Source organism: Ruminococcus difficilis, assembly GCF_016680995.1.
This window is the reverse complement of the sequence record NZ_JAEQMG010000055.1, coordinates 1-15855: the sequence shown is the minus strand read 5'-3', so window position 1 is coordinate 15855 and position 15855 is coordinate 1. Positions and strand designations below refer to the sequence as shown.

General features: G+C 44.2%; 19 protein-coding genes and 1 pseudogene. 19 read left to right on the top strand and 1 reads right to left on the bottom strand.

What is annotated here, in order from left to right:
- The 12 genes and pseudogenes from JKK62_RS07110 to JKK62_RS07055 form a co-directional block, all read left to right on the top strand.
- A pseudogene (locus tag JKK62_RS07110) lies at nt 1-400 on the top strand (relaxase/mobilization nuclease domain-containing protein); the annotation flags it as partial.
- On the top strand, nt 384-1175 hold the full coding sequence (locus JKK62_RS07105) for a PcfB family protein (RefSeq protein WP_201427322.1): 792 nt from the start codon (nt 384-386) through the stop codon (nt 1173-1175). The pseudogene JKK62_RS07110 and the gene JKK62_RS07105, both read left to right, overlap by 17 nt.
- Before the next feature lie 6 nt (nt 1176-1181).
- Entirely contained in the window at nt 1182-2075 is an 894-nt protein-coding gene (locus JKK62_RS07100; protein ID WP_201427321.1) for an LtrC-like protein, read from the top strand.
- 15 nt (nt 2076-2090) lie between these two features.
- Complete coding sequence (locus JKK62_RS07095; RefSeq protein ID WP_201427320.1) at nt 2091-2288, top strand: hypothetical protein; 198 nt, start codon at nt 2091-2093, stop codon at nt 2286-2288.
- Complete coding sequence (locus tag JKK62_RS07090; RefSeq protein WP_201427319.1) at nt 2275-4077, top strand: VirD4-like conjugal transfer protein, CD1115 family; 1803 nt, start codon at nt 2275-2277, stop codon at nt 4075-4077. Before JKK62_RS07095 ends, JKK62_RS07090 begins: the two co-directional genes overlap by 14 nt.
- Before the next feature lie 6 nt (nt 4078-4083).
- Entirely contained in the window at nt 4084-4437 is a 354-nt protein-coding gene (locus JKK62_RS07085) for a glutamyl-tRNA amidotransferase (protein WP_201427318.1), read from the top strand.
- A gap of 60 nt (nt 4438-4497) precedes the next feature.
- Nucleotides 4498-5334, top strand: coding sequence for a VirB6/TrbL-like conjugal transfer protein, CD1112 family (locus JKK62_RS07080; RefSeq protein ID WP_201427317.1), 837 nt, complete (start codon nt 4498-4500; stop codon nt 5332-5334).
- Nucleotides 5335-5351: 17 nt separating this feature from the next.
- Nucleotides 5352-5711: a PrgI family protein gene (locus tag JKK62_RS07075; protein ID WP_201427316.1), complete on the top strand. Its 360-nt coding sequence runs from the start codon at nt 5352-5354 to the stop codon at nt 5709-5711.
- Entirely contained in the window at nt 5708-8038 is a 2331-nt protein-coding gene (locus JKK62_RS07070) for a VirB4-like conjugal transfer ATPase, CD1110 family (protein WP_201427315.1), read from the top strand. Before JKK62_RS07075 ends, JKK62_RS07070 begins: the two co-directional genes overlap by 4 nt.
- 18 nt (nt 8039-8056) lie before the next feature.
- On the top strand, nt 8057-8878 hold the full coding sequence (locus JKK62_RS07065) for a class B sortase (RefSeq protein WP_201427314.1): 822 nt from the start codon (nt 8057-8059) through the stop codon (nt 8876-8878).
- A gap of 8 nt (nt 8879-8886) precedes the next feature.
- Nucleotides 8887-10662, top strand: a complete 1776-nt coding sequence (locus tag JKK62_RS07060; protein ID WP_201427313.1) for a CHAP domain-containing protein — start codon at nt 8887-8889, stop codon at nt 10660-10662.
- A gap of 61 nt (nt 10663-10723) precedes the next feature.
- Nucleotides 10724-11122, top strand: a complete 399-nt coding sequence (locus JKK62_RS07055; RefSeq protein ID WP_201427312.1) for a helix-turn-helix domain-containing protein — start codon at nt 10724-10726, stop codon at nt 11120-11122.
- A gap of 31 nt (nt 11123-11153) precedes the next feature.
- On the opposite strand, the gene JKK62_RS07050 is transcribed toward JKK62_RS07055, so the two are convergent.
- Complete coding sequence (locus tag JKK62_RS07050) at nt 11154-11465, bottom strand: helix-turn-helix domain-containing protein (protein ID WP_201427311.1); 312 nt, start codon at nt 11463-11465, stop codon at nt 11154-11156.
- Nucleotides 11466-11727: 262 nt separating this feature from the next.
- On the opposite strand from JKK62_RS07050, the gene JKK62_RS07045 reads away from it, so the two are divergent.
- The 7 genes from JKK62_RS07045 (at nt 11728) to JKK62_RS07015 (ending at nt 15567) form a co-directional block, all read left to right on the top strand.
- On the top strand, nt 11728-11991 hold the full coding sequence (locus tag JKK62_RS07045; protein ID WP_201427310.1) for a hypothetical protein: 264 nt from the start codon (nt 11728-11730) through the stop codon (nt 11989-11991).
- Between the two features lie 40 nt (nt 11992-12031).
- Nucleotides 12032-12418: a membrane lipoprotein lipid attachment site-containing protein gene (locus tag JKK62_RS07040; RefSeq protein ID WP_201427309.1), complete on the top strand. Its 387-nt coding sequence runs from the start codon at nt 12032-12034 to the stop codon at nt 12416-12418.
- A 203-nt stretch (nt 12419-12621) separates the two neighbouring features.
- On the top strand, nt 12622-12912 hold the full coding sequence (locus tag JKK62_RS07035; RefSeq protein ID WP_201427308.1) for a TNT domain-containing protein: 291 nt from the start codon (nt 12622-12624) through the stop codon (nt 12910-12912).
- A 12-nt stretch (nt 12913-12924) separates the two neighbouring features.
- On the top strand, nt 12925-13359 hold the full coding sequence (locus tag JKK62_RS07030; protein WP_201427307.1) for an Imm63 family immunity protein: 435 nt from the start codon (nt 12925-12927) through the stop codon (nt 13357-13359).
- A gap of 73 nt (nt 13360-13432) precedes the next feature.
- The gene (locus tag JKK62_RS07025; protein ID WP_201427306.1) at nt 13433-14866 is read left to right on the top strand and encodes a hypothetical protein; all 1434 of its coding nucleotides are present in this window, start codon (nt 13433-13435) and stop codon (nt 14864-14866) included.
- On the top strand, nt 14842-15081 hold the full coding sequence (locus JKK62_RS07020; protein ID WP_201427305.1) for a hypothetical protein: 240 nt from the start codon (nt 14842-14844) through the stop codon (nt 15079-15081). Before JKK62_RS07025 ends, JKK62_RS07020 begins: the two co-directional genes overlap by 25 nt.
- A 12-nt stretch (nt 15082-15093) precedes the next feature.
- Nucleotides 15094-15567 (top strand): hypothetical protein, encoded by a 474-nt coding sequence (locus JKK62_RS07015; protein WP_201427304.1) that lies wholly within the window; start codon nt 15094-15096, stop codon nt 15565-15567.
- The last annotated feature ends 288 nt before the right edge of the window (nt 15568-15855 follow it).

The following is a 15855-nucleotide window of genomic DNA, read 5'->3' as shown; positions in this document are numbered from 1 at the left end:
ACAGAATACAGCTCAGCTTCATTATCTTCTGCGAGAAGATTTAATGAAGCTGGATAAGCTGACCGCAGAAACAACGCTGCTTGGCAGAGAGAACATCCAATCTGTTGAGCAGCTTGTTATATATAAAGGTTCAGTCGAGAACGAAATAAAAACCTTGACCGAGGATAGAGCGCAGCTTTATAGGCAACGGAGGATGAAGGCTTTTGAAGCGGAACGCCCCGAAATCAAGGCGAAGATTTCTTCTCTTACTGATAAATTATGGAAGCTCCGCAAGGAGCTTCGCCTGTGCGATGATATTCTGGAGAGGTCGGGAGAAATCCAACACAACCTCGAACAAGTCATAGCAGAGGAAGAAAAAACAAAAGGAAAGGAGGCGCGCAGATATGACCAATGGCGGTGACGCTGCCGAACAGGTTGTCAGACTATCGCTCGAAGGCTTTGAAGTCGCGGCGAAGCTGTCAGGATCGGCGGCAAAAGAGGTTGCGATGTTACTCGTTTCTGTCTTGAAGCAGGAACACAAAACCAAAGGCAAGGCTCGACTTACCAATATGATTAAGTCCGGCAAGGAGCTAAAGGTTTTTTCGATTCCCCAAAAGGATTTGAAAAAGTTTGTGCAGCAAGCGAAAAGGTACGGCGTTTTATACAATGTTCTCAGGGACAGACACAACAATTCCGAAAATTCCCCTGTGGATATTATCGCCCGTGCCGAGGACGCATCCAAAATCCAGCGAATCGTTGACCGCTTTGAACTTGGCAAGGTCGATAAGACATCTATTGTATCTGAGGCAGAGAAGGATATAGCCGACAGAAAAGAAGCTGAAATCGAACGCCCTGTCAAAACGAAGGGACAGCTTATCGTTGAAGAAACTGTTGGGAAAAAGAACAAGGAAACGCGCAGCCATTCAAACCCCAATGCAGCCAAAACGGACAAAAACCCTCCGTCAAGGCGTTCCTTAGATCGGAAATCAACGCGCTCTGATAAGGGTAAAGCAAAACAGCCTGACAAGCCTTCCGTCCGAGAAGAACTTGAACGGATAAAAGCTCAGTCAGACAAGAGCAAAGGAGCAGAACGCAAGATTCCCGAAAAGAAAGCGGAGAAAAAAGCTCCGCCTAAAAACGGTCAGACTAAGCATAAGCAGCCTAAACCGAAAAAGAAAAAATCAAAGGAGAGATAAATCTTTATGACAAAAGATTTTGCTGCCAAGAAAAACAACCGTCAGAATAATCAGCGCGAGCAGCTCAGCCCGCAGGAATGGGCGGAACAAAAGCAGCTTGAAAAAGAAGCGCTGTATCAGCAGATCGACAGCACAGCCGAGGAGATTTCAGAGAACCCTGACAAGCTCAAATCATTTCTCGACTTGCAGGCGCGTATGGACAGATATTCGCCCGCAAACGCTTTGTTGATCTTCAGTCAGCTCCCCGAAGCTACCAGAATCAAGGACTTTTCCGGCTGGGGCGAGGACAATGTTCGCCTTAAAAAAGGTGTAAAGGGTATTTCCATTCTGGAACCTGTTGAGTACACCAAGAAGGACGGCTCTCAGGGTATTTCCTACAAGGTCAAAAAGATGTTTGACGTTTCTCAGACCAACGGCAAGAAGCAGCCTGCGCCTACCCTCAACCGCGATCCTGATAAGGTCATCGAGGTGATGGTGGATACTTCACCTGTCAATGTTGAGCTGATCGACGAAATGCCGCAGCCGGGCATGGGCGCGTTCTATAAGAACGAGGATCAGACACTCTATATTCAGCGCGGCTTCAGCGACAACGTAAAGCTGTGTCAAAATATCGCACAGGAGCTTGCGTTTGCACAGCTTTCTTTGGAGAACGACAGCTATAACCGCAGAGAGATGGGCTTCAAAGCCGTCTGTGTCGGCTATATGGTCTGCAAAAAGCTCGGTATTGATACCAAGAGCTTTGCTGTCAACCGTATTCCGTCCGACTGGAAGGATATGGACGCGAAGGCTGTTCGCTCCGAGCTGTCGCAGATGCGTTCTGCTATGGGCGAGATTCATTCTCGTGTTTCCGATGAGCTTTACCGACAGAAGCAGGAGCGCTCCAAAGACCGCGAGAGATAAGCGGAGGTGCTTTCTGTGAAAGAGCCTCATTATCATCTCTACCTCGATGATGACGAGCATAGTATCATCATTCGTTCTCTTAACACTCTGAAAACGGAGCTGATAGAGAGCGGCATCACAACCGACGAGGTGGACGATCTGATTGTAAAGGTTGGACACGCGCCGCAGAAAAAGCTCAAGGTGGTTGAAAAGAGCGTAGATGATGCGAGGTAACGACAAAAAGACCATTCTGATTTTATCGGTAACAGGTATCGTCCCTGTCGTTTGGATTGCGCTGTGTGTCGCTCCTTATGCGAAGGGCGGACTTGTTGAGATGTTATCCTCTATCTCGAAAGCCTTTGAAAATCCGTTGAATATCAAGTTATGTGAGGACAGCCTAAAAACTGTCCTCCTTTTTCTTGCCGCCTATCTTGTTGGTATCGGTATTTATCTTTCCACACGGAGGAACTACCGTCACGGTGAGGAACACGGCTCTGCTAAGTGGGGCGAAGCCGAGAAGATCAACAAGAAATATCGCCAGCGAAACGAATTCAAGAATAAGCTGATGACGCAGAATGTGCGTATCGGCTTGAATGCCAAAAGGCATAGGCGCAATCTCAATACGCTTGTATGCGGCGGCTCCGGCGCGGGTAAAACAAGGTTTTACTGTAAGCCAAACCTGATGCAATGCAATACGTCATTCGTTATCCTCGATCCTAAGGGAGAGATTTTGAGAGATACGGGCAACTTGCTTGAAGCGGAAGGCTATGAAATCCGAGTGCTTGACTTACTCAATATGGAGCGAAGTCACTGCTACAATCCATTCGTGTATATCCAGAACGATAACGATATTCAAAAGCTGGTCACAAACCTTTTCAAAGCTACTACACCGAAAGGCTCGCAGAGCAACGATCCCTTTTGGGACACATCCGCTTCAATGCTGTTGACCGCCTTGATGTGTTATCTTCATCACGAAGCGCCTGTTGAGGAGCAAAACTTCCCGATGGTGATGGAAATGCTCAGAGCAGGAGCGATTGAGGATGAGGACAGCAACGATGACACGCCGCTGGATATTCTATTCCATCGGCTTGAATGTCGCAATCCCGAACACATCGCGGTTAAGTATTACAAAGGTTATCACTCAGGCTCGGCTAAAACGCTGAAATCTATACAGATAACGCTGATAGCAAGGCTTGAAAAATTCAACCTTGACAGTGTCGCCGCGCTGACTGCGACAGATGAAATGGATTTATCGCTGTTAGGAAAGAAAAAGACTGCTTTATTTGCGCTTATTCCCGACAACGATTCAAGTTTTAATTTCTTGGTATCCATTCTCTATACGCAGTTGTTTCAACAGCTTTTTCACGACGCGGACTTTGTTTATAAGGGAGCCTTGCCCGTACCCGTCCATTTTCTGATGGACGAATTTGCCAATGTTTCACTGCCCGATGATTTTGACAAAGACCTTGCGACAATGCGCTCGCGCGGCGTATCGGTCAGTATCATTTTGCAGAACTTGGCACAGCTCAAAGCGTTGTTTGAAAAGCAATGGGAAAGTATTGTCGGCAACTGCGATGAATTTCTCTATCTCGGCGGCAACGAACAGAGTACGCATAAGTATGTTTCGGAGCTACTCGGAAAAGAAACTATCGACACCAACACTTACGGCAAGAGTACCGGACACAGTGGTAACTATTCAACGAATTATCAGATTGTCGGCAGAGAACTGATGACGCCCGATGAAGTCAGACTGCTTGATAACGACTATGCAATCCTCTTTATCAGAGGTGAACGTCCTGTAAAGGACTTGAAATACGATATATTGAAGCATCCCAATGTTGACCTGACAGCCGACGGCAGCGGAGGATTCTACCGTCACGGCGAGGTTAAAGATGATGTCGCATCTATTCAGCTTGAGAGCTTTGATGTATCTTGGCTTGAAAAATCAGAATCATTTGAAACAAGCTATGAACTCAAATCAAGCGAGGAGCTTGAAGAAGAATTATTAAAAGAACAGGAGTAATTAACAATGAGATTTTCTAAAAAGAATTCTAACCGTCTGCCGATGAAGGGCAAGGTCAAAACAGGCTTTCGTGTTTACTGCGCTGTTGTAATCGCCGTAATGCTTGCCGTGTGCTGCTTTTCCGTAACCGCGTTTGCGGCTGGTAATGATGCACTTTCCGCAATCAACAACCTTTCCACCTTTATCTTTGGACTTATCCGCGCGATTGGTCTGATCCTGACCGGCTTTGGTATCGTACAGATCGGTCTTTCGCTTAAATCACACGATCCGTCGCAGAGAGCTAACGGCTTTTTAACCCTTGCAGGCGGCGTAATCATCACCTTTGCAAAGGAAATCCTCAATCTCATTATCGGCTCTTAAACAGACAAGAGGTATGGCTGCTTTTGCGGCCATACCTCAAACTATTAAGGAGGTGCTTTAATGTCCGATAATTGGGTTGTTGGCAATTTGCAAAACGCGCTCGACACTTGGAACGCGAAAGTTACCGAACTATGGTCGCTTATACTGACCGATCCAAAAAACTTCAAGGGCGGCGGAATTTGGACTGCTATCTCAAATGTCAATACCGCTATGCAGGCAATCGGAACAGGATTGCTTGTACTGTTCTTTGTCATCGGTGTTGTAAAAACCTGTGGCAGTTTTGCAGAGGTAAAAAAGCCCGAACACGCTGTAAAGCTATTTGTCCGCTTTGTTTTGGCGAAAGCTCTAATTACAAGCGGAATGGAGCTGATGACAACTCTGTTTGGAATCGTCCAGAGCGTTATCGCTCAGATTATGACTTCATCAGGAGTTGCATCGGCTACCGATACGGTGTTGCCTGACAAGATGGTAACGGCGATTGAGAACTGCGGTTTTTGGGAGAGCATACCGTTATGGGCGGTCACGCTGATCGGCGGACTGTTCATCACGGTAATGTCGTTCATTATGATAATGAGCGTGTACGGCAGATTTTTCAAGCTGTATATGTACACGGCGATTGCGCCGATTCCGTTATCTACCTTTGCAGGCGAGCCTACGCAGAATGTCGGCAAGAGCTTTTTGAAAAGCTATTGCGCCGTTTGCTTAGAGGGCGCTGTTATCGTACTGGCTTGCATTATCTTTTCGCTGTTTGTTTCATCGCCGCCTGTTGTGGCAGAGGACGCTTCTGCCGTAACAATGGTATGGGCATATATCGGCGAGCTGTTATTTAATATGCTTGTATTGGTCGGTACGGTTAAAATGTCCGACAGAATCATCCGTGAGATGATGGGACTTTAATAAAGGAGAAATGCTTAATGGAAGTAAAAATAAACAGAGAAATCCGTGAGTACACGGAAGCGGTATTTTTTGGTCTGTCACTTCGACAGATCATTTTTTCTGCCTGCGCGCTTGCGGTAGCGGTAGCTGGTTTCTTCCTTTTGAAGCCTATGTTGGGAACGGAAACGACTTCTTGGATCTGTATTCTCGCTGCAGCTCCGTTTGCTGCGCTGGGCTTTGTGAAGTACAACGGTATGACCGCTGAACAATTCGTAATTGCTTGGTTTAAGTCGGAGTTTTTAATTCCGAAGAAACTGACATTTCATTCTACCAACACCTACTATGAAATTATGAAGCCAAGCATTGAGAAAAAGCAAAAGGAGGAAAAAAGCCGATGATTAAAACGCTTCGCAACATCTTCAGGCAGGACAAGGAAAGATTTGTTGTGCCGAAAGGTGTTCAGGATGTTATTCCGATTACTGCCATTTATGACGATGGTATTTTCCGCGTCGGTAAGGACAAGTTTACAAAAACCTTCAAATTTACCGATATTAACTATGCCGTTGCAAGCAACGAGGATAAGAAGGAGATGTTTCTTGCATACTCCGAACTGCTCAACAGCTTTGACAGCGGCGCGACAACAAAGGTCACTATCAACAACCGCAGACTGAATCGTGTGGATTTTGAACGGTCTATCCTTATCCCTCTCAGGGGCGATGAGCTTGATGTTTACCGTAAGGAATACAACGAAATGCTGCTTGAGAAGGCGACAAGCTCAAATTCTATGGTACAGGACAAATATATTACGGTATCTGTCTGCAAGAAGAATATCGAGGACGCGCGCAACTACTTTACTCGCATTTGTAATGATTTCAGAACTATTCTGAAAAAGCTCGGCAGTCAATGTGTAGAGCTTGACGCGACGGAGCGCCTGCGCGTTATTCACGACTTTTACCGCGTCGGCGAAGAAAGCGCGTTCCATTTCAATATCAAAGAAAACCGCAAGAAGGGACACAGCTTCAAGGACTATATCTGCCCCGATACAATGGAATTCAAAAAGGACTATTTCAAAATCGGCGACAGATACGGCAGAGTGATGTTCCTGCGCGATTACGCTTCTTATATCAAGGACAGTATGATTTCCGAGATCACGGAGCTTAACCGCAATATGATGATGTCGATTGACGTTATCCCTGTTCCAACGGATGAAGCTGTCCGTGAAGCCGAGAGCCGTTTACTCGGTGTCGAAACCAATATAACGAATTGGCAGCGCAGGCAGAACTCCAACAACAATTTCTCGGCTACCATTCCTTATGATATGGAACAGCAGAGAACCGAGATGAAGGAGTTTCTCGACGATTTGACAACGCGCGATCAGCGTATGATGTTCGCTGTTCTGACATTGGTACACACGGCAGACACCAAAGAGCAGCTCGACAACGATACCGACGAACTTCTCACGACAGCGAGAAAGCACCTTTGTCAGTTTGCAGTTTTGAAGTATCAGCAGATGGACGGTCTGAACACCGCGCTCCCGTTCGGCGTTCGCAAGATTGATTCCTTGCGTACCCTCACAACCGAATCTCTTTCTGTTCTGATGCCGTTCCGTGCGGAAGAAGTATTCCACGAAAAGGGCATTTACTACGGTCAGAATGTTGTATCGAAAAATATGATTATCGCTAACCGTAAGCAGCTCCTTAACGGCAACGCTTTTGTTCTCGGCGTTTCGGGCGGCGGTAAATCGTTCTTTGCCAAGAGCGATATTACCAATCTGCGGCTTGCGACCAATGCGGATATTATCATCATTGATCCTGAGAGAGAATACGGCGCGCTTGTCCGCGCGTTGGGCGGCGAAGTCATCAATCTTTCGGCAACCTCTGACAACCATATCAACGCTATGGATATGTCGAAGGACTACGGTGAGGACGGAAACCCGATCACCCTCAAATCGGAATTCCTTATGTCGCTGTGCGAGCAGTTTGTTCCCATCGGCGCGAAAGAGAAGTCTATCATCGACCGTTGTACTGCTAATGTTTATCGGAGCTATCTGCAAAACAACTACACGGGCAAGGTGCCGACCTTAAAGGATTTCCGTGAGGAACTGTTAAGACAGCCTGAGCCGGAGGCTCACGATATTGCGCTCGATATTGAGTTGTATATCGAAGGCTCAATGAACACCTTTGCAAAGGAAACAAATGTTGATACCGAAAACAGCCTGATTTGTTACGATATTCTCGACCTCGGCAAGCACCTGATGTCGTTCGGTATGTTGGTCGTTATGGACAGTATCCTCAACCGCATTACCGAGAACAGAGCAAAGGGCAAGGAAACCTATATCTTTATCGACGAGATCTATCTGCTGTTCCAACACGAATACTCCGCAAATTTCTTGTTCACCCTCTGGAAGCGCGTCCGCAAGTACGGCGCGGTTGCGACGGGAATCACGCAGAACGTCGAAGATCTGTTACAGAGCCATACTGCCCGTACTATGCTTGCAAACTCTGAGTTTATCGTAATGCTCAATCAGGCATCGACTGACAGAGATGAGCTTGCGCACTTGCTGAATATTTCCGAGTTACAGCTTTCCTATATCACGAACTCCGAAGCTGGACACGGCTTGATTAAGGTCGGCAGCGCGCTTGTTCCGTTTGCAAACAAATTCCCCACAGATACCAAGCTCTACCGTTTGATGACCACCAAGCCCGGTGAATCTTCGGTAGCCTAAAAGAAAGGATACAGCCCTATGAGCAAGAAACTTTTGATTGGTATGATTGTACTGCTTGTCGCCGTTTGCGGCGTTAGCACCTATTTTCATATCAAGAACAAGATGGAATCCGAAGATAATAAGAAAACCTATGAAACCGTAGCCGCAGAAGTCGCGGCTACGGAGGACAGCACAGCCGTTTCAGCGACAGAAGCGGCTGTCAATCCTTATACGGATAACACCGTCGGCGGCAACAGCGGCACAGGCAGCGCAGGCGGAAACTATCAGAACTACACGACAACGATGAACGCGAGCGCAAATCCCGATATGGTAGGATGGATAAAGATAAACGATACCAATATCAACTATCCTGTTATGCAGACAAAGAGCAATCCCGACTACTATCTTGACCACGATTTCTATAAAAATCAGTCAGTTTACGGCTGCCCTTATGTTCAGGCGAATTGCGATGTCAAAACGCCTTCGGACAATGTTATCGTCTATGCTCACCATATGAACGACGGCTCAATGTTCGCTAATCTGGAGCTGTTCAGAAGCAAGGACTTTTGGTCGTCCCATAAGACAATCAGCTTTGATACGCTTGACAGAAAAGCCGACTATGATATTCTCGCTGTCTTTGCCATCCCTGTCGATCAGGACGATAAGAACTCATTTAAGTTTTATGAGTTTGTCAATTCCTATGATCCCGACCACTTTTCCACCTTTGTTGCAAAGTGCAAGGCATTGTCTTTCTATGAAACAGGCGTTTCCGCAAAGTACGGCGACAAACTCCTCACGCTTGCTACCTGTGAATATACCCACGATAACGGCAGACTTGTAGTTGTAGCGAAAAGGAAGTAGGCGATTGAATGCCTGATATTAAAACAAGAGATACGTTCAAAGGCACGATCAAAACGCTTGACAGAGCAAAGGTCGCCTCTGCCCGTATGAAGTCGGCTTATATCCAGACGAAGGATTCAGCCGAGCATTCTGTTGAAGCCGAGGAGCATAACGCCGCCGAGTACGCATCCGACAGAATGGAATCCGGCACCAAACGCACCGTAGAAGAAGCTGCCCACCAGACCAAAAAAGCGGTCAGGAAAGGCGCTGATAAGGTCAAGGACAAGGTTGAGCGCAAGATTGAGGACAGAGTAAAAAACAGAGTTGAGAATACTGCACAGCAAGCGTCTAAGGATATGGCGAAAAAGTCCGCTGAAAAATCCGCCAGGGCTGCAAACAGCGCGGGGCGGAGAAGTATTCGCACGGTAGAACAATCTGCTTCAAAATCAATCAAGCAATCAGCCCGATCCGCAGGAAAAGCGACCATCAAGACGGCTCAGAAAGGAACGGTCAAGACCGCCAAGACTTCCATTAAAACCGCCGAGAAAACGTCAAAAGCGGCTATCAAAACCTCAAAACACGCGGCGAAGGCTGCGCAAAAAACGGCGAAGGCTACGGCAAAGGCGGCACAGAAAGCAGCTCAGGCGGCGAAAGCGGCCGCTAAAGCTGCGGTTAAGGCGGCAAAGGCTGCCGTTCAGCTCCTTATCAAAATCATCAAGGCGATTATAGCCGCTATCAAGGCATTGGCATCCGCTATTGCCGCAGGCGGTTGGGTAGCTGTTGTTATCATCATTGTAATCTGCCTGATAGCATTGATCCTCTGTTCCGTTTTCGGCGTGTTCGCGTCCGGCGAGGATTCAGGCACAGGTATCACAATGCGGACGGCTGTTGAGGAAATCAACGCCGAATACACGCAGAAGATTGAAGATATAAAAAGTAGTCACACCTATGACAAGCTCGAAACGTCAGGTACGCGCGCGGCTTGGAAAGAGGTCATCGCCGTCTATGCAGTCTGGAAGAATATGGCAGACACCAATCCTGCCAATCCCGACGAACCTGTTGAGGTTGCTACGATGGACGAAGGCAAGAAAGAAGATCTCCGCAAACTGTTTTGGGAAATGAACTCTGTTGAATCCCGTACAGAGAAGAAAACCGAGAAGGAGCTTGTCGAGGTCACGGAAAAAGGCAAGAAGGTCAAGAAAGAAAAGAACGTCACTAAAACCTACTTGTATATCACGACCTCGCACCTCGACCTTGACACGATGATGGATAAGAAATCGTTTACTGCCGAACAAAAGAAAATGTGCCGTGCGCTGTTGGAGGACAAGAACAATGTCCTTTGGCTTGATGTGCTGCACGGTATATCAGGCGGCGCGAACAGCGATATTGTCAAGGTAGCGCAGGAACAGCTCGGCAATGTCGGCGGACAGCCTTATTGGTCTTGGTACGGCTTTAGCTCCCGTGTCGAGTGGTGCTGCTGTTTCGTCAGTTGGTGCGCCAATGAGTGTGGCTATATCGAGGCCGGTATCATTCCGAAGTATTCCGTCGTCGATGACGGCGCTGATTGGTTCAAGGCGAAAGGTCAGTGGCTTGACAAGGACGAAGAACCGCAGGCAGGAATGATAATATTCTTCGATTGGGCATATGACGGTCTTGACGGAGGCGGCGATCACACAGGAATCGTCGAGAAAGTCGAAGGCGGTAGAGTTTACACCATCGAAGGCAATTCAAGCGACGCCTGTCAGGAAAACTCATATCCTATCGGTTATTATGAGATAAAGGGCTACGGCGCTCCGGCATACTAAAACAAAAGATACCGTCCGAGTGGGCGGTATCTGATACATAAATATGAAAGGAGCCGTTAGAATGATAGGCAAAAGAATTAGATTTATTCGTAAAAAGAGGAATATGACGATGAAACACTTGGGTAAAGCGGCAGGCTTGCCGGAGAACAGCGCGGATATTCGCATCGCGCAATATGAAAGCGGAACAAGAACGCCAAAGGCTGATTTGTTGCGTAAAATCGCAGATGTACTTGAAGTATCTCCCAACGCTCTATCCGTCCCCGATCTCGATAATGTTATCGGAGTAATGCACACCTTGTTTATCTTGGAGGATTTATACAGCTTCCGCTTCACGCTTGATGATTGTACTTCCGACAGGCTCAAGAAAGCGATCAATGAATGGCAAAGAGAATATGATCGCTATTCAAACGGAGAAATCAGTAAAGAAAAGTATGATAATTGGAGATACAATTACAAATAAAAACGCCGCCCAACAGGACGGCATACATCATTCATTTGCTGTTGTTCATAGCGTTAATCATTTGCTGAACGGCAGCTTTTTGTTCGGGATTGAGATTTACCCAACCGTCGAACAGCTCCTTTAACTCCGGTGTCATTTCTACCATATCGCCCTCGGCGAAAAATTGAGAGAGCGTTATCCCAAATCCTTTGCAGATCGCTTGCAAGGTGTTGATTGAGGGTACAGTGTTTCTTTTGAAAACATTGGCTAAGGTAGTGTGTGATAAGCCTGATAATTCTGCCATCTTGTAGGTTGTCAAACCGCGTTCGTCTAACATCTTCCGCAATCTCTCGTTTACGTCCATATCACTATCACCATCCTTAGTTATATTGTACTAAAAAGTTTGGTAATATAATATGAAATAATTGTATCAAAAATATAGCCAAAGTTGGTTATAGTATGCTATAATATATTGCAAACGAGTTTATTTTTGATTCATCTTTTTAAGGAGAACGAGGGCTGCATCCCTCTGTTCTTCCGATAATGCTGACCAACAATCAAGTAGATCTCTTGTTTTATTATTTACCTCAACCAGTTCTCCGTCAGCAAAGAACTGTGACATCGTAATGCCGAATCCCTTGCATATTGATTCTAATGTTGATACAATAGGTACAGGATTACGTTTAATAATATTTGCTATGACTGAGTTTTTAGAAAACTTAGGCGATGGCAATACGGAGGAAGGATTAAAGAAACTTAAAAGTATTCTCGATACATGGACGCCCGGCAGTGAATTTATATCAAGAGAAAAAAACGCTGAAAGAGTTAAAGAAGGTAGAGAAACCTTTTTAAAGTTTGTAAAAGATAAATTTGAAGCCGAATCAAAATAAGTAATTGGAAATTGTAGTTAATTATGAGGAGATGTTTTGGATGAAAAAAATAATATGCTTATTACTAATAATAACATATGTTGTTTTATCGGGTTGTTCTTTTCCTTTTGCAGACAGGAAGTTTTCAACCGAAAAATGGATACAAACAGAAGACAGTCAAAAGTATCATTACATAAAAGACTTGAAAGAAAATTACAATCTCATTGGCATGACGTCGCAGGAAGTAAGAGAATTATTGGGAGAGCCATATGATGAAAAGGTAAAAGGGCAAGTTGGCTTTGAAGAGTATTCTACACATGACGACAGAACAGATATGATTTTTTACTATCGGCTTCGAGAAGATATTATAAGCGGTTGGGAAATCTATTTAATAAGATTTAAAAATAATGTTGTGTTTGAAACGGAAACAGGAGTTGAAGATTGGTGATTAGTGAATATAAAAGATTTATGTATTGGTGTAAACAATCATAAAGAAGAACAATAAATTCTATTATGTGAAGCAGGAATGGTTCAAATCTGAATGCTTCAAGTCATCTTGTCATAGGCAATACGCAGATCGGCAAGACAAATATTCTGAAGCTCGCCTATATCCGGGAACAAACGGTGATATAAACACGGATGGTTTTACAAATGGCGTTTATCATGTTGAAACTCTTACTTCTGGTACAATTATTGATAGATATGGTAGCAATGGATCGGGAAGATATTTTTTCTCCGGACGGAACCCCTTATGCTGAAAGAGCATTGCCGCCATTTATGGAAAGACAACCATATAACCGATACCGTGTAGTCCAGCCTTTTGATGTTAAAGCTGGGGAAATTGCACCATGGTTTAATCAGCCGGGAAAAGGCATACAGTTTTTATCTGATTATTCACTGAAGTACCTGTTAAAGCACGGATACATAGAAATATTAAAGTAAGGAGACTATTATATGATTTGTGATAATAAAAAATTAAGTATATTAAAATCAAAAATATATAAATTAGGTAGTAAACTCGGATTAAGTAATGATTCTGATTTGTATCCTTTGTTCTCAAATGATGAGCACGTTTTCAGTGACGGTGTGTCTGTGTATTCTGACGAAAGTGGATATCATTATATTGAAACAGAGAGGGGAAAGCCCGTAAAAAAGATAGATTGCAATTCAATAGAAGATATACTTTATTATATTTTTGAAGATATTACATTTTCTTTAGCTCTGAATTATGAATTAGAACATAGAAGAGCCAATGAAGATTCACGTAGACTATTATTTGATAAACAGTTGAAGCTGTTAAATAGAATTAGTGCTGATTATGCAAATAAATATCAATGCGAAATTGATGAAATATTAAAAAAACACCCTTATAAGGATATATCAGTTTGAAAAAATATAGTGGAATTTAAACGTGTGATTATTCCACGGTAGACAGCGCTTACGAAACAATAAAATAGATACGTTGGATCAAGACATTCATTCACTTGAGAACAGCCATCTTAATTCTGATTTTACCGCCACAGAAGCGTTGCTGGACAAGCTGATATCATATCTCAACGCACAACTCGGAAAGCCGAAAAGCTATAAGACAGAGTTCAATCTTGAAACAGCGCAGAAAGATACGACGCTGCAAGAAATTGCAAGGGCTTATCAGGCTCTCAGCGAAGAAGCTGACGCAAAACGAGAGGCATTGGCGATAGCGGGAGAGAATGAGCAGGCGCGTATCGAAATACTGCAGAAGGAATATGAGGATCGGAAAAACACTGCAAATGTAATCAATTGGGTGGTTACCGGGCTTTGTATTGTAGGATCTGTTGCATTAACGGTAGCTACCTGCGGCGGAGCAGCTCCATTGACTGTTGCTTTGACTGCCGGAGCAATTTCCGCAGGTGGCGGCGTTATTATGGCGGGAACGCAAAGCATCACAAGTCAGTGGGTAGAAACGGGAGACCTTAGTAAAACGAACTGGTTAGATGTCGGAAAATGTTCTCTGCTTGGCGGAGCAACAGGGTTTGTCACTGGCTTTGTCGGTGCAGGTGCGGGAGGGTTCATCACCTCAAAGCTGGCAGGAGCCACCATAACAGCACCGCTTGTGAATTCAAGCTCAACCGTAACGCGAGTGGCAACTCATTTCGCCATAGGCAGCGTTTCCGAAGTTACGAGCGGAACGATTTCCCGTTTTGCGAGCGGTATGATTAATACCGGCGATGTGGGTGAATCGCTTAGACAAGCCTTTGATTCAAAGAGTATGTTATTTGACGCCGTGCTTGGCGGTGCGGTCAACAGCGTTCAAGGGATAAATAAACCACAGCAGTCCTTTGCTGATTTAATGTCTCCCGAAGACGCTGCAAGATACAACGCATTCTTAGAGAATGGCAGCAATTCCGGTTTCACACCTCAGGAGCTAAAAGCATTTGATAAATTGGATGAAGCTCTTTTGATGGAACGCATAGATTATGAAGAAGTGCTTTCTGCAAGAAAATCTGCAATACCAAACAGCAACGGAACAATTGGGAACGTTCAGGGACTCAAAAAACCGCAGCAATCATTCGCTGATATGATGTCGCCAGAGGATGCGGCAAGGTATACTCGGTGGAATCAGTTAAGAGAAAATGGTTTGGATATCAATGTTGAAAATGATATTCTCTTAACGAATAAGGGATTGCGTCCGGATCCGTCTACTTACTTAAGCCCTGAATATATTCAAGCACATTTGGCGCAATTTGATGATGGTGTTTCAGTGATTCAAACAGAGTGGGCGTTTAGCAGATATTCAGAAACTAATGGGTTTGTTGGTGTTCCTGATGATAATACATTATTTGTTATGCCTAAAGAGTTTTGTGATGAAGTGCTAAAAAAGCAAATGGCAATTTGGCTATTATTGAAAGTGAACTAGGTTTTCCAAAAGATTACTTAAAAAAAGGTGGAGGTTTAGTGCGAATTGACATTGAAGATACTATTGGTTTAGATGTACGTATTCCAAGTGGAAACGAAACTGGTGCGAATGATTTATGGATTCCAGGTGGTTATACTTCTGGTGGAGTTCCAGAGGCTGTGACAAATACTATACCTCTTGACAATACCCAAATTACAAAACTAAATTTTAATTAATGGAGGCTAAATATGGATTATACAAACTTAATTGTGAAAGCAATACAAAATAATGAAGTTGCTAATCTGTTGCGTGGAGACGTAGGGTATGAGATTACGGTATCACAGTTTACATCTGATGTTTTTCCAACAGAAATTAATGAGGTCCTTGTAAGCTGCTTTTATGAACAAAAGGGGAAGATTGACCAAATAGAAACGATATTTCGCAATGCTATAGAAATTCTATTATCTGGTGGAGCGAGTGATGTTTATATTGCTTTGTTATACTTTGATACTTGTATTTTTCAAGAGGAAATCAATCGAGCGACTTTTTTGATAGAAAAAGAAGAAATTGCTAAAAAATTGAAGAAGTCGATTAATTCTAACAAAGAAGAATTGAAGGATTGTGTTGAATTTGCAAATGGATTGGTTAAACTAAATCCGTGGACAAATATTGAAAGATTCAATACATATTATGTAAAAAGATATGGGTTTAATATATTGTAAATTCTAACAGGTTATTCGATATAACATACATTCCGTATAATAGCATTTGATAATAAGATATCGCATGAGTTAACCGCTAACTACTTATCCATATATAGTTGGCGGTTTTGGTTAAAGATAATAACATTAATAAGATCACATTTAATCAAAAAGCGTCATTTGCAATTAGAAAACGAACTGGTTAGATGTCGGAAAATGTTCTCTGCTTGGCGGAGCAACAGGGTTTGTCACTGGCTTTGTCGGTGCAGGTGCGGGAGGGTTCATCACCTCAAAGCTGGCAGGAGCCAC